The organism is Caulobacter segnis (assembly GCF_029543125.1).
Lineage (GTDB): Bacteria > Pseudomonadota > Alphaproteobacteria > Caulobacterales > Caulobacteraceae > Caulobacter > Caulobacter segnis_D.
On record NZ_JARQWW010000002.1, the window covers coordinates 837,231 to 850,896 of the forward strand.

Below are 13,666 nucleotides of genomic sequence, written 5' to 3' on the forward strand. Positions count from 1 at the left end.
GTAATGGCGCCGCTTAGGCGGGCACCCAGGCCGCCAGGGTGACGCGCTCTTCAGCGGTCTCGGCGGCGACCTGGCCGCCGCTGGCCTTGACCAGATTGTGCAGATAGGCGGCCTGGATCCACTGGCCGCCGATGCCGTCGCCCAGGGGCTCGCCCTTAAGGCCGGCGACCACTTCCGGCCGCAGCCGGGCGCGGGGACCGGAGGCGTCCACGGTGATGACATAGCGGTTGTCGGCCAGCAGCACGCGCAGGCGGGCCTTGCCGCCGGTCGGCAGGGCGCCGGCGGCGATCTGGGCCAGGTTCAGCAGGGCGCGGGCGGCGGGCTTGTTGACCTGGGGGGCGTCGGCCACCCACTCCAGCTCCGGCCGCACATGGGCGTAGACGCCCTGGGCCAGGGTCTCCAGGTCGCGACAGTCGAAGCTTTCCGCCGCCGCGGAGGCGCCGAAGGCCACGCGGCTGAACTGCAGCAGGTCCACCAGCTTGCGGGCGCTGGCGTTGATCAGGCTCATGGCGTCTTCGCGCATGTCCTGGGCCGTGGGGTCCTCCAGCAGGTCCAGGCCGGAGACGATGGCGCTGGCCGGACTGATGAAGTCGTGACACAGGCGCGCCGCGAGCAGGGCCGCCAGTTCGGAGGGAGACTGTTGGGCGGGGGTGTCGGCGGCGTCGGTCATCGACGCGGACCTTGACCTGATTTGGCGCCCGGGAAAATGGCCCTTAAAGACGGCCCGATGGACCTGTTTCTCGAACCCGGCGCCCTGGTGCGCCATCCCGACCAGGACGATTGGGGGCTGGGTCAGGTCCAGTCCGTGGCCGGCCGGCGGGTGACGGTGAATTTCGAGCAGGCCGGCAAGCAGACGATCGACACGGACGCCGTCCGCCTGATCTTCGTCGGCGACGATCCGAGGGGAAGCTGAGTTGAGCAACGACGCCGCAATGGGCGAAATCCTGGCCGACATCGTGGAGGAGGCCGCGCGCCTGATCCTTCCCTACTGGCGCTCGGACCTGACCGTGATCCGCAAGGCTGACGAGAGCCCGGTGACCGAGGCCGATCAGCGTGGCGAGGCCCTGATCCTTCAGCTCCTGGCTCGCCATTTCCCGGACATCCCGGTGGTGTCGGAGGAGGATTCCGCCGAGAACGGCGTGCCCACCGACGCGGCGGGGCGCTTCTTCCTGGTCGATCCGCTGGACGGCACCAAGGCCTTCGTGCGGGGCGACCCCAATTTCACGGTCAACATTGGTTTGATCGAGAACGGCCGTTCGGTGGCGGGGGCGGTCTGCGCGCCGGTGACCATGGAGACCTGGTTCACGACCGAGGCCGGCACGCTGAAGCGTCGGGGCGGCGAGGCGGCGGCGCCTGTGCGCGTGCGGCCCTGGCCGAAGGGCGAGGCGGTGGCCCTGGTCTCGCACACCATGAAGGACGAGACGGCGCAGAAGCTGCAGGCCGAGTACGGCTTCGACCTGCGCCAGCCGATGGACAGCTCGATCAAGCTGTGCCGGATCGCCGAGGGCGCGGCGGACATCTATCCGCGCCACGGGCCGACCATGGAGTGGGACACCGCCGCCGGGCAGGCGGTGCTGGAGGGAGCCGGCGGGCGCTTCGAGACGCCCGACGGCTCGCCATTCCTGTACGGCAAGGCCGAGGCGGGTTTCCGCAACGGCTGGTTTGTCGCCCGCGGGGGCTAGAAAACCCCCGCTTACTTCTTGGCCCAGGAGCCGCCTTCCGGCTTGTACCAGGCGCCGGCGGGCAGGCGTTCGAACAGCTGGCGGGCCGCGGCCTGGCCGGCGGCCTCCGGGGTCACGCCCGTCTTGGCGGCGATGTCGCGATAGACGCCCGCGCGGCCGGCGTTGATCTCGCGGACGGCGGCCTGCAGGGCGGAGTCGCCCATGGATACGAAGCCGAGATAGCCGTCCGCCTGCTCGCCGACGACGCCGGCACTCTTGGCGATGTCCACCTGGGCCTTGGCGTTGGACTGGGCCAGGGCCGGAGCCGAGGCGGCGCCAATCAGCGTGACAAGGGCGGCGGCGGTGAAAAGCTTGCGCATCATGATGAAACTTGTCTCCTCAGGCGCCTAGAACAGGTTCGGGTTTTGCTGGATCAGCGTCTGGACTTCCTTGTCCAGGCGCACCCGGACGTCGGCGTCCAGCTTGGCGTAGATGTTGATCGGATCGACCTTCACACGCACCGTCGGCGTGCAGGCGGCTCCAAGTAGTGAAGCCGCGAGGGCGGCTGTGGCGAGCGCTGCTGCGCGTTTGGTCATGATCGTGGTCTCCGTCATGGCTCAGTTAATCGGATTCTACGGCTGAACGGCGCCTGAACGCGAGGGGGTGTCTTGCGGATCGGCCCATTTGCGCCGCCACCCCGCCAGCAGGTCGTCCAGATTGAACGAGGTGTCGAGGGTCAGATTGACCGGCGTCCCGGCCGGCAAGGCGATGCGCTTGTTGAAGGCCCGGCCGCGGATGGCGTCGAGAATGCCGACGCGGGCCTTCTCCTTCACCTTGGGAGCGTGCTGGCCTTCGATATGGAACAGGATGCCCAGGCGGCCGGAATCGGTGCTGTTCACCGTGGCCTCCAGCTTGGCGTAGTCCAGGTTCTCCATGGCCTGATAGGCGAAGTCCTGGATGGCGTTGGTGGACTCCACTTGCTGGCCGTTGGCGGTGGTGTTGTTGATCAGGGAGCGGCTGATGGAGAGACGTCCGCCCGGGCGGCCGGTCAGCTTGCCGTCGTGGACCCGGATCTTCTCCCCGTCGATCTCGAAGGGGATGCGGCCGTCGAAAAGGCCGTTGATCTGCAGGCGGTCCACCAGGGATGTGCTGGTGACCAGTTCGCCCAGCTGGATGCCCTCCAGAACGACCGCGCCGCGTATGACGCCGCCCTCATAGCCTACGGTCATGGGCTCGACCCGCACGACGCCCTTGAGCGTCTGGGCGGTCGCGCCCTCGAGCACGAAGGCCTTCTCCTCCAGGTGGAAGGCGGCGGCGACCTGCTCCACGGGAGCGAAGGCCTCGACGCGGGCGATGGTCGCGGTCTGGGCCGGGGCGCTGATCAGCGGCGTGAGGCTGGTGAAGGCGATGTCCACCGCCGCGCCGCTGCTGAGACCGGCGGGTCCCTTGAAGCTGAGACCCGAACCGGCCAGCCGCCCGCTGCTGGTCATGCCGGCGGCGTTCCAGTCGAAACGGCCGGTGAAGCTGAGCGCGCCCTGGGCGTTCTCCAGCGGCGCGGCCATGGGCGAAATCTCGGACGGCTGCAGACCATCGGGCATGAAGCTGATCTGCGAGGCGTCGATCACCGCCGAACCGACGCCGCTGTTCATGTCGTGGACCACGTCGATGCGGGCCAGGGGCCGGCCGGCCTCGGTGCGCACGGTCACCGGGCCGTTCCAGCGGTTGCGGGCCAGGCGGATGGTCCCGTCGGCGAAGATGGGATTGAAGCGCGGGGCCGGCTGGCGATCGACCACCTTGGCGGCGCTCAGCTTGACCTCGCCGTTCATGGCCCCGTTCGCGCCGCTCAGGCGGAAGGCGGCTTCGCCTCCCGCCAGCTCGGACTCGGCGGCGGTGAGGCCGGCCCTGGCCTTGGTCAGGCGGCCGTCGGCGCGCCAGCCGTTGGGCCCGACCTGCAGGATGGGGCCGTTGGCGCAGACCTGTGCGGCGATGCCGTCGATGCTGGTCTCCCCCATGACGAATTTTTCCGCCTCGGCGTCGGCGCAGCGGTCCAGGCGCACGGTCCACAGGCCGTCTCGGCCAGCGGCGCGGGCGTCGCCCTTGAGGGTCAGGTTCTGCAACGGCGGGACGTCCAGCTTGGCGTCCAGCGACAGAGCGGCTTCGACGCCCCGGGCGCCGCTGGTCCAGCGGGCGATGCGCAGATTGGCCGTGGGCAGGCCGCCGCCCGCCAGCTCCACCCGCGCCGCACCGGACGCCGCGCCGCCGACGGCCTGGATCAGAGAACCCCCGCCGGTGTCGAGGGTCACGCGGGCGCCGCTTGCGCCGCGAACCGTCAGCGGCCGGCTGGCCGTCGCTTTCAGGCTGTCCGGACGGATGGCGACCGCCAGCGACGGGGCGTGGAGAGTCAGGCGGGTGAGGTTGCGGGTCAGGGCCGCCTGATAGGCCGGGTTCTGGGCGACGACCGGGGTCCGGGCCGAGATGCGGCGGGCGGTGGCGGCCGAGGTGGAGGCGCCGCCGTCCACGGCGAACTGGCCGTTCAGGGTGAAGCCCTGGGTGTCGTTCCGGGCGCTCATGCGGCCCGTGCGGGCGCCAAGCGCCACGCGTTGCAGGTCGAGCCCGCCGGCGTCCAGGGCGTCGGCGCTGGCCTGGATTCGGGCCGCGCCCTCGAAGGTGTCGCCGGCCTTGTCGTGATTGAACCGGAAGCCGTCGAGCAGCAGGCGCGCCTCGACATCACGGGCCGCCTGTCCGGCCTGGGCAATCCGGTCGGCGGTCAGGGAGGCGTCCAGACGGCCGGACAGGGCGGCGCGCTCTGGATAGCCGAAGATCGAACCGTTCCAGTCCAGCTTCAGCCGCGCGAGGTTGATCGAGGCCTCGCCCATCTGTCCGCGTCCGGCCTTGAGCGCGGCCTGAAGGCTGGCCGGGCCGGCGGCCGACATGCCGCGCAGGTCAGGATAGGGCAGTTCGCCCGCCAGATCGCCCTCCAGGCCCTCCAGCCGGGTCGCGCCCTGGGTCAGAGTCGAGGGCGACAGGTGCAGCGAGGCCCGCAGGCGGGCGTCATGCTTGCGCAGGGAGAAGCGGCCGCCGTTGGTGGCGAGTGTCAAATCGTCCTTGCGCAGCCGGGCGGGCATGAGAGCGCCGTCCAGACGCAGCAGCGCGCCCTGGTCCATGGCCCCGTCGCCGATCAGGGTGACGCGGCCGAAATCCGTGCCCAGGTCGATGCGGGCGCTCTGGATCAGGACGGCGGGGCCGCCTTCCTGTTCGGGGCGCGGGGTCTTGGTGAAGTCCTCGATCAGCGGATCGAGGGCGCCGAAGGACAGCTTTCCATTGATGAAGGCCGCCTTCAGCTGCGGACGGACCAGGCGCACGGCGCGGGTCTCGATGGCGAACTTGTCGCCGGCCCAGGGCGGGGTCAGGGCGTAGGCCACCTCCAGCCGCTCGGCGGTGAAGATCGGATCGGCTTCCGACCCCACGCGGACCCGGCCCACGAAGCCGTCCACATCGAGCGCCCGGATGTCGACCGCCGCCTCCACGCCCCGCTCGCGCAGCCAGGAGACCGCCAGCTCACGCGCGATCTCGCGGCGCTGGGCCAGGACGATCAGGCCGCCGGCCGCCACGCTCCACAGGGCGACCGCGCCGACCTCAAGAGCGACGGCGGCCAGCCGCGCGCGCCGGGAAGGCGCGGGGCGGGCGGTCGGTTCGGGGTTCTGCGTCGTCTCCGTCATCCGCCCTCAGGGTCGTGGCTCGCGGGACAGAAATAAGGCGTCAGCGCCCGCACTTCAGTCCGAGCACATCCTGCATGTCGTAGAGGCCTGGAGCTTGACCGTTCACCCATCGTGCAGCTTGCAACGCGCCACGGGCGAAGAGGCTGCGATCACGCGCCGAATGCGACAGGGTCAGGATCTCCTCCTCGCCGGCGAAGATCACGCTGTGCTCGCCGATGATGCCGCCGCCGCGGACCACCGAAAAGCCGATGGCGCCGGGCGTGCGCGGGCCGGTGATGCCGTCGCGGCCGCGGTCGGACACGGCGGCCAGATCGACCTCGCGTCCATCGGCGGCGGCCTGGCCCAGCATCAGGGCGGTGCCCGAGGGGGCGTCCACCTTGCGCTTGTGATGGGCCTCGAAGACCTCGATGTCCCAGTCCTCGGCCGGCAGGGCGCGGGCGGCCTGAGCCACAAGGCCCATAAGCATGTTCACGCCGAGGGAGAAGTTGCCCGAACGGACGATGGCGACCTTCTCGGCGGCCCTGGCGAGGCGGGTCTCCTGAGCCGCGTCCAGGCCGGTGGAGCCGATGATCAGGGCGGGGCCGCCCTTTTCCGCGCAGCGCTCGGCCAGGGCGACGGAGGCTTCCGGCACGGTGAAGTCGATGACCACATGGGCCACCGCCAGGGCGGCGTCGGCGTCCACCAGGCCGTCCCCGGTCGCGCCGGGGCGGTCGAAGCGGGCGAAAACCTCGGCGTCTGTGCTGGTCTCGACCACGGCGGCGACCGCCTTGCCCATGCGGCCGAGCGCGCCGGCCACGGCGATGCGGAGGGTGTCGGACAAGTGGGTCTCCAAAAACAACTGTCGCCGATCGAGCTTGCAGTCTAGTCTCGCGGCCAAACCGCGCGGTCAAGCCGTCGCGGCAGGGGAGACGTCATGAAACTCTATACCCACGACATGTCGCCGTTCGCCGCCCGGGTGCGGCTGGCCGTCTACGCCAAGGGCCTGGACATCGAGCTGGCCACGCCGCCGGGCGGACTGAAGTCGCCGGAGTATCTGGCGATCAATCCCATCGGGAAGATCCCGGCCCTGGTGCTGGACGACGGCCAGGTGATCGCCGAGTCCGACACCATCCTGGAATATCTGGAGGACGCCTTTCCGCAGGTCGCCCTGCGTCCGGCCGATCCGAAGGAGACTGCCCGCCAGCGCCTGATCGCCCGGGTCGGCGACCTCTATGTGGCGGCGCCGATGAGCGTCCTCTTCAAGCACCTCAATCCGCGCGTCCGTGATGCGGCGGTGGCGGAGCAGGAGTTCGCCAAGCTGGAGGCCGGCCTGGACCACCTGGACAGCCACCTGTGCGATCTGAAGCCGGCGGCGGACGGGGCGTTGCGGCTGGCGGACTGCCAGTTGATCCCGATGCTGCACTTCCTGCCGGTGATCGAGGGTGCGTTCCGCCGGCCGTCCATGATCGCCGAGCGGCCCAACCTGGCCGCCTACTGGAGCCGCGCCTCGGCCCATCCGCTGGCGGTCAAGGTCTGCGCCGAGATCGACCAGGGCCTCGCCGCCCTGCGCGCCGGGGCCTGATCCGAACGGGCGTTCACCGCGGCGGCGGTTGTGAGGGGGCGAGGCGCTCGCTAGGGTGCGTGCCCTTCATCACAAGGGTTCGCCGCATGTACGGCGGGCCCATAAAGCCTGCAGACGGGACGAACGCCGCATGAGCGACGCCGAGAAACGCGCCTTCACCGACGAAGAAGCGCTCGCCTTCCACCGCTATCCGACCCCGGGCAAGCTGGCGGTGACGCCGACCAAGCCCATGGCGACGCAGCGTGACCTGTCCCTGGCCTATTCGCCTGGGGTGGCGGTGCCGGTTCACGCCATCGCGGCCGATCCGGACGCGGCCTACGACTACACCTCCAAGGGCAACCTGGTGGCGGTGATCTCCAACGGCACGGCGATCCTGGGTCTGGGCGATCTGGGGGCCCTGGCGTCGAAGCCGGTGATGGAGGGCAAGAGCGTCCTGTTCAAGCGCTTCGCCGACGTGGACTCCATCGACATCGAGGTCTCCACCAAGGACGCCGACGAGATCATCACGGTGGTCAAGAATATCGGCGTGACCTTCGGCGGCATCAACCTCGAGGACATCAAGAGCCCCGAGTGCTTCCGCATCGAGACCGAGCTGCAGGACCTGCTCGACATCCCGGTCTTCCATGACGACCAGCACGGCACGGCGATCATCTGCGCCGCCGGCCTGATCAACGCCTGCGCCATCACCGGCCGCAAGCTGGAGGACGTGAAGGTCGTGCTGAACGGACCCGGCGCGGCGGGCATCGCCTCGCTGGAGCTGATCAAGGCCATGGGCGTGCGGCCGGAGAACGTGCTCGCGGTCGACTCCAAAGGCGTCCTCTATGAGGGCCGCACCGAGGGCATGAATCAGTGGAAGAGCGCCCACGCGGTGAAGACCGACAAGCGCACCCTGGCCGAGGCGGTGGCCGGCGCCGACGTGCTGCTGGGTCTGTCGGCCAAGGGCGCTTTCACCCCCGAGATGATCGCCAGCATGGCGCCGAACCCGATCATCTTCGCCATGGCCAATCCCGATCCGGAGATCACCCCGGAAGAGGTCAAGGCCGTCCGTCCCGACGCCATCATGGGCACGGGCCGCAGCGACTACCCCAACCAGGTCAACAACGTCCTGGGCTTCCCCTACATCTTCCGCGGCGCCCTGGACGTGCGCGCGCGGCGGGTGAACCACGAGATGAAGATCGCCTGCGCCCGGGCCCTGGCCGAACTGGCGCGCGAGGACGTGCCGGACGAGGTGGCCGCCGCCTATCACGGCCGGCAGCTGAAGTTCGGCCCCGACTACATCATCCCCTCAGCCTTCGACCCGCGCCTGATCTGGTACATCCCGCCCTTCGTGGCCCAGGCGGCCATGGACACCGGCGTTGCCCGCAAGCCGATCGAGGACATGGACGCCTATCGCGCCAGCCTGGCCCAGCGTCTGGACCCCACGGCGGCCTTCCTGCAGCGGATCAGCGGCTCGGTGATGAGCAATCCGCAGAAGCGGGTGGTGTTCGCCGAGGGCGAGGAGCCGTCGGTGATCCGCGCCGCCTACGCCTTCCAGACCCAGGGGCTGGGGCAGGCGATCCTGTGCGGCCGCGAGAACCTGGTGCATCAGAACATGAAGCTGGTGGGCCTGAATCCGGACGACACCCCGCTGGAGATCGTCAACGCCCGCCTGTCGGACAAGAACCCGGTCTATGTGGACTTCCTGTACGAGCGCCTGCAGCGCAAGGGCTACCTGCGCCGCGACGTGCAGCGCCTGATCAATCAGGACCGCAACAGCTTCGCCGCCGCCATGGTGGCCATGGGCGACGCCGACGGCATGGTCACCGGCGTGACCCGCAGCTTCGACCAGGTGCTGGAGGAGGTCCGCCGGGTGATCGATCCGGCGCCGGGCGGCCGGGTCATGGGCATGTCCATCGTGCTGGCCAAGGGGCACACCCTGTTCATCGCGGACACCAACGTCACCGAGCTGCCGGAGGCGGAGGAGCTGGTCTCCATCGCCTGCGAAGCGGCGCGCGACGTGCGCAAGCTGGGCTTCACGCCCCGCGTGGCCTTCATGTCCTACTCCACCTTCGGCAACCCCATGGGCACGCGCTCGGACAAGGTGCGCCGGGCGGTGGAGATCCTCGACGGCATGAACGTCGACTTCGAGTACGAAGGCGAGATGCCGCCCGAACTGGCGCTGGACCCGAGCCTGCGGGCGAACTATCCGTTCATGCGCCTGACCGACAGCGCCAACGTCCTGATCATGCCGGCCATCCACGCCGCCTCGATCTCGACCAAGCTGGTTCAGTCCCTGGGCGGCGCCACGGTCATCGGGCCGGTGCTGCTGGGACTGGAGAAGTCGGTGCAGATCTGTCCGCTCTCGGCCTCGGTGTCGAAGATTCTCAACATGGCCCTGATGGCCGCCTACGATCGGCCGCTGGCCGAGGCGGGCGCTTGACCGGCCCTCACATTTCGATGGCGAGACGCGCCTGACGCCCTGAGGAGGGCGGCGGGCGATCCGCCGTCTCCTCTCTAGCGTTGGAGCGCACCATGACCACGGCCAACCAGGCCGCAATCGGCGTCGATTTCGGCACCACCAACAGCGTCGTCGCCCTGGGCGACGGGGCTGGCGGCGCGCACCTCGCCCACTTCGCCGCGCCGCAGGGCGAGACCGCGCCCTTCCGCTCGGCCCTCAGCTTCCACGCCTCGCCGCACGACCCCGCCGAGCGGATCGTCGAGGCCGGGCCGTGGGCGATCGAGAGCTATGTGGAAGACCCGCTGGAGACGCGGTTCATCCAGTCGTTCAAGAGCTATTCGGCCAGCGCCCTGTTCACCGAGACCCAGATTTTGCGCAAGCGGTACGGGTTCGAGGACCTTCTGTCGGCCTTCCTGCTGCGCCTGCGCGAGCATGGTCCGGGAGCCTTGGAGGCGGGGCGGCGGCTGATCGTCGGGCGGCCGGTGAACTTCGTGGGGTCCAACCCCGATCCGGACCTGGCCCTGCGCCGCTACGAGGCGGCGTTCCGGCGGCTGGGCTTCGACGACATCTGGTACGCCTTCGAACCGGTGGCGGCGGCCTTCTTCTTCGCCCGGCGGCTGGAGCAGGACGCCACGGTGCTGGTGGCCGACTTCGGCGGCGGCACCTCGGACTTTTCGCTGGTGCGGTTCGAGCGCCATGCGGGGCGCATCCGTTCGCAGGGCCTGGCCAACAGCGGCGTGGGCGTGGCGGGGGACGCCTTCGACTACCGGATCATCGACAATCTGGTGTCGCCGAGCCTGGGCAAGGGCTCTTCCTATCGCGCCTTCGACAACGTCCTGCCGATCCCCAACCGCTATTTCACCGCCTTCGCGCGGTGGGAGCAGCTGGCCCTGCTGCGGTCGTCCAAGGACATGAAGGACATCCGCGCCCTGGTCCGCACGGCCGTGGAGCCGGAGAAGATCGAGCGGCTGGTGGAGCTGCTGGACGACAACCACGGCTACAGCCTGTACCGCGCGGTGTCGGGGCTGAAGGAGGCGCTGTCGGGCGCCGAGAGTGCGCCCTTCGTGTTCGAGGGCGGCGACGTGCGCATCGGGGCCCGGGTGGAGCGAGCCGATTTCGAGTCCTGGATCGCCCCGGAGCTGGGCGCTATGGAGCGGGCCGTGGACGAGGCCCTGCGCAAGGCGAACCTGACCGAAGCCGGCGTCGACCGGGTGTTCATGACCGGCGGCTCGTCCTTTGTCCCGGCGGTGCGGGAGATCTTCGAGCGCCGGTTCGGGGAGGCCAAGCTGGAGAGCGGGGCGGAGCTGGTCTCCATCGCCTCCGGCCTGGCCCTGATCGGTGCGGAGGACGACCTGTCGGCCTGGTGCGCCCGCGCGCCCTCCGCCTGATCCTGGCCTACTTTCCCTTCAGCGAGGCGCTGTCGAGGTTGAGCTGATTCACCGGGATCACCTCGGCCTGCGGCAGCGCCTGCACAACGCTGTCGCCCATCTGGCTGCGGTCGCCGACGATGACGACGCTGGCTTTGGCGGGATCGAGGCTGGTGCGGGCGAAGGCCTGAACGTCGGCGGGGGTCACCGCCTCGACCTTGGCCGTGTAGCGTTGGATCTCGCTCAGATCGATGCCGTTGAAAGACAGGTCGCCCAGGATGCCGGCCAGGCCCCCGGCGGTGCCCAGGGAGCGGCCGTAGCCGCCGATCAGCACCGACTTGCGGGCGGTCAGCTCCTCCGGCGCGGCGGGCTGGGCGGCCAGGCGGGTCAGCTCGGCGCGGATCAGGCCGACCACCTCGCCGGCGGACTCGTTCTTGGTCTGGGCCGAGGCGGAGAAGCCGCCGGTGGTCAGGCGCGGCGAGAGGCCGGAATTGGCGCCGTAGGACAGGCCGCGCTTGATGCGGATCTCCTGGTTCAGGCGGGCCGAATAGCCGCCGCCCAGCACGCTGTTGGTGACGATGCCGGCGTAGTAGCTCGGGTCCTTGCGGGCGATGGCGGTCTTGGCCAGCACCACGGCCGCCTGGCCGGTGCCGGGCAGGTCGATGATCACCTGGCGCGGTGCGGCGGCCGGGTTCACGGCCGGGGCGGTCAGAGGCTTGCCGGTGGAGGCCTTCCAGTCGCCGAAGGCGGTGCGCGCCAGGGCGAAGCCCTCATCGGGAGTGATGTCGCCGGTCAGGACCAGGACCGCATTGTCCGGCCGCCAAGCGCCCTGGTGCAGGGCGGCCAGGTCGGCGCGGGCGATCCTGGGCAGGGAGGCGGGCGTGCCGCCGGCCACGTGGCCCATGGGCGTGCCGGCGTAGAGCACCGGAGCGGTGACGAAACCCGCGAGAGAGCCCGGCTGCTGGTACGACACCTTCAGCCCGTCGAGGGACTGGCTGCGGATGCGTTCGATCTCCTCGTCCTTGAAGGCCGGGTTGCGGGCCAGGTCCGAGAAGATGGTCATGGCGGGGGTGAGGTTGCTCTTCACCACGCTGAGGCTGAGCGAGGACGACTCCCAGCCCGAGCCCGCCGACAGGTTGGCGCCGAGGGCCTCGCTCTGGGCGGCGATGTCCTGGGCGCTGCGGGTGGCGGTGCCCTCGGTCAGCAGGTCCGCCATCAGGCTGGCGGTTCCGGCCTTGCCCTCGGGGTCGGAGGAGGCGCCGGCCTTCACCGTGAGCTGGGCGGCGACCAGCGGCAGGGCCGAGCTCTTGGCCACCACCACCTTCAGGCCGTTGGGCAGGGTCGTCTCGCTAGGCGAGGGCAGGATCGGGTTCACCGCCTGGCCCACCGGCGGCGGCGCCTGGCGCTGACCTTCGGGGCGCAGGGTGACGATCTCGCCCGCGAACTTGACGCTGGGCACGACAGGGGTCGGGGTCGTGACCGCCGCCTCGCCCTTGGGCCGTTCGGATTCGGGCAGGTAGCGGATGGTCACGCCGCGGTCGTCGCGCATGTACTTGCGGGCGGCGGCCTGCACGTCGGCGGCGGTGACGGCCGACAGTTCGGCCACGGCGCTGTTGGCCTTGGCGGCGTCGCCTTCGGTCATCACGGCGTAGCCGAGCGCGAAGGCGCGGTTGTCGATGGTCTCGCGGTCACGGACGGCGGCGGCGATCAGCTCGGTCTTGGCCTCGTCCAGCTCGGCGGCTGTGACGGGGGTGTCGCGGATGCGGGCCACCTCGGCCTTCAGCAAGGCCTCGTTCTCGGCGATGGTCTTGCCGCCGGCCACGATGGCGCCGGCATAGATCAGGCCCGGCTGGGCCGGCAGGTCGGCGCCGGAGAAGGCCTCCACCGCCACCTGCTTGTCATAGACCAGGGTGTTGTAGAGCCGGGACGACTTGCCGCCCGACAGGATGGTGTTGAGCACCGCCGTGGCGGCGGCGTCCTTGTCCGAAGCCTTCGGGCCGAGCCAGGTGGTCACCACGGCGGGCAGCGGCACATTGGGGCCGTAGGTGGTGACGGTTTTCGGGCCGGTGCGGGCCGGCTCCACCGCCGTGACGCGCGGCAGGGGCGTCGAGGGCGTCTTGATGGGCGCCAGATACTTGTCGACCCAGGCGTTGAACTGGGTTTCGTCGAAGTTGCCGACCACGATCAGGGCGGCGTTGTCCGGCCGGTAGTAGGTGGCGTGGAAGGCGCGCACGTCGTCGATGGTGGCGGCGTCCAGCTCCTCGATCGAGCCGATGCCGGGGCGCTTGTACGGGTGCGTCGTGTAGGAGTTCTGCGGGATGTAGAGGCCGAACAGCCGGCCGTAGGGCTGGGCTAGGATGCGCTGACGCAGCTCCTCCTTCACCACGTCGCGTTCGGACTTGAAGATCGCCTCGTCCACCACCAGGGCGCCCAGGCGCTGGGACTCCGCCCACAGAAGGCGCTCCAGATGCGCCGCCGGCACCACCTCGTAATAGTTGGTGAAGTCGTCATAGGTGGAGGCGTTGTTGAAGCCGCCCACGTCCTCGGTCAGGCGATCCAGCGTCTCGGACGGCATGTCGCGCGTGGCCTTGAACATCATGTGTTCGAACAGGTGCGCGAAGCCGGAGCGGCCGTTGGGGTCGTCCTTGGACCCGACGCCGTACCAGACCTGGACGGTCACGTTCGGGGTCGCCGCGTCGCGCGACCAGTAGACCTTCATGCCGTTCGCTAGGGTCCGCTCCTTGTAGGCGATGGGCGGGACGGCGATCTCGGCGGCGACCGCAGGGGCGGCGGCCAAGCCGGTCAGGGCGGTGGTCGAAAGCGCGAAGGCGAGGACGGCGGCTTTGGCGAGGCGCATGAGGGTCTCCAGATGGAACGGAGACCCTAGCACCGGCCCTCAGCCTGGGAAGATTACGGAACGG

At 70.0% G+C, this 13,666-nt stretch carries 11 protein-coding genes; 5 read left to right on the forward strand and 6 right to left on the reverse strand.

The features are described 5' to 3' along the window. Positions 1-13: 13 nt before the first annotated feature. Positions 14-670 (reverse strand): histidine phosphotransferase ChpT, encoded by a 657-nt coding sequence (chpT, locus tag P7B02_RS08760; RefSeq protein WP_277785936.1) that lies wholly within the window; start codon positions 668-670, stop codon positions 14-16. 57 nt (positions 671-727) lie between these two features. Between chpT and P7B02_RS08765 the strand changes: the two genes are divergently transcribed. Both P7B02_RS08765 and cysQ read left to right on the forward strand, forming a co-directional pair. Further along, on the forward strand, positions 728-913 hold the full coding sequence (locus tag P7B02_RS08765; RefSeq protein ID WP_277785937.1) for a DUF3553 domain-containing protein: 186 nt from the start codon (positions 728-730) through the stop codon (positions 911-913). 19 nt (positions 914-932) lie between these two features. Further along, positions 933-1,682: a 3'(2'),5'-bisphosphate nucleotidase CysQ gene (gene cysQ / locus P7B02_RS08770; RefSeq protein WP_277786016.1), complete on the forward strand. Its 750-nt coding sequence runs from the start codon at positions 933-935 to the stop codon at positions 1,680-1,682. 11 nt (positions 1,683-1,693) lie between these two features. Here the strand turns inward: cysQ and P7B02_RS08775 are convergent, their stop codons facing one another. From P7B02_RS08775 to dapB, 4 genes are read right to left on the reverse strand one after another with little or no spacing between them, the layout of a single operon-like run. Then, positions 1,694-2,044: a YdbL family protein gene (locus P7B02_RS08775; protein ID WP_277785938.1), complete on the reverse strand. Its 351-nt coding sequence runs from the start codon at positions 2,042-2,044 to the stop codon at positions 1,694-1,696. A gap of 24 nt (positions 2,045-2,068) precedes the next feature. Further along, on the reverse strand, positions 2,069-2,257 hold the full coding sequence (locus tag P7B02_RS08780) for a YnbE family lipoprotein (RefSeq protein ID WP_277785939.1): 189 nt from the start codon (positions 2,255-2,257) through the stop codon (positions 2,069-2,071). A 36-nt stretch (positions 2,258-2,293) separates the two neighbouring features. After that, positions 2,294-5,380 carry an intermembrane phospholipid transport protein YdbH family protein gene (locus tag P7B02_RS08785; protein WP_277785940.1) on the reverse strand — a complete coding sequence of 1,029 codons (3,087 nt, stop codon included), beginning with the start codon at positions 5,378-5,380 and terminating at the stop codon, positions 2,294-2,296. Between the two features lie 40 nt (positions 5,381-5,420). Beyond that, entirely contained in the window at positions 5,421-6,200 is a 780-nt protein-coding gene (gene dapB, locus P7B02_RS08790; RefSeq protein ID WP_277785941.1) for a 4-hydroxy-tetrahydrodipicolinate reductase, read from the reverse strand. 93 nt (positions 6,201-6,293) lie between these two features. On the opposite strand from dapB, the gene P7B02_RS08795 reads away from it, so the two are divergent. The 3 genes from P7B02_RS08795 (at position 6,294) to P7B02_RS08805 (ending at position 10,766) form a co-directional block, all read left to right on the forward strand. Continuing rightward, entirely contained in the window at positions 6,294-6,941 is a 648-nt protein-coding gene (locus tag P7B02_RS08795) for a glutathione S-transferase family protein (protein ID WP_277785942.1), read from the forward strand. A 130-nt stretch (positions 6,942-7,071) separates the two neighbouring features. After that, positions 7,072-9,360: an NADP-dependent malic enzyme gene (locus P7B02_RS08800; RefSeq protein WP_277785943.1), complete on the forward strand. Its 2,289-nt coding sequence runs from the start codon at positions 7,072-7,074 to the stop codon at positions 9,358-9,360. A 92-nt stretch (positions 9,361-9,452) separates the two neighbouring features. Further along, positions 9,453-10,766 carry an Hsp70 family protein gene (locus P7B02_RS08805; RefSeq protein ID WP_277785944.1) on the forward strand — a complete coding sequence of 438 codons (1,314 nt, stop codon included), beginning with the start codon at positions 9,453-9,455 and terminating at the stop codon, positions 10,764-10,766. Positions 10,767-10,773: 7 nt separating this feature from the next. Here the strand turns inward: P7B02_RS08805 and P7B02_RS08810 are convergent, their stop codons facing one another. Beyond that, on the reverse strand, positions 10,774-13,602 hold the full coding sequence (locus P7B02_RS08810) for a M16 family metallopeptidase (RefSeq protein WP_277785945.1): 2,829 nt from the start codon (positions 13,600-13,602) through the stop codon (positions 10,774-10,776). Positions 13,603-13,666: the final 64 nt, after the last annotated feature.

What these genes read in the sequence shown, in the direction of transcription:
- P7B02_RS08780 (WP_277785939.1), bottom strand. Translation starts at nt 2,257, where the DNA reads ATGACCAAACGCGCAGCAGCGCTCGCCACAGCCGCCCTCGCGGCTTCA.
- P7B02_RS08785 (WP_277785940.1), bottom strand. Translation starts at nt 5,380, where the DNA reads ATGACGGAGACGACGCAGAACCCCGAACCGACCGCCCGCCCCGCGCCT.
- P7B02_RS08775 (WP_277785938.1), bottom strand. Translation starts at nt 2,044, where the DNA reads ATGATGCGCAAGCTTTTCACCGCCGCCGCCCTTGTCACGCTGATTGGC.
- P7B02_RS08810 (WP_277785945.1), bottom strand. Translation starts at nt 13,602, where the DNA reads ATGCGCCTCGCCAAAGCCGCCGTCCTCGCCTTCGCGCTTTCGACCACC.
- P7B02_RS08765 (WP_277785937.1), top strand. Translation starts at nt 728, where the DNA reads ATGGACCTGTTTCTCGAACCCGGCGCCCTGGTGCGCCATCCCGACCAG.
- P7B02_RS08795 (WP_277785942.1), top strand. Translation starts at nt 6,294, where the DNA reads ATGAAACTCTATACCCACGACATGTCGCCGTTCGCCGCCCGGGTGCGG.
- P7B02_RS08805 (WP_277785944.1), top strand. Translation starts at nt 9,453, where the DNA reads ATGACCACGGCCAACCAGGCCGCAATCGGCGTCGATTTCGGCACCACC.
- P7B02_RS08800 (WP_277785943.1), top strand. Translation starts at nt 7,072, where the DNA reads ATGAGCGACGCCGAGAAACGCGCCTTCACCGACGAAGAAGCGCTCGCC.
- chpT (WP_277785936.1), bottom strand. Translation starts at nt 670, where the DNA reads ATGACCGACGCCGCCGACACCCCCGCCCAACAGTCTCCCTCCGAACTG.
- cysQ (WP_277786016.1), top strand. Translation starts at nt 933, where the DNA reads ATGGGCGAAATCCTGGCCGACATCGTGGAGGAGGCCGCGCGCCTGATC.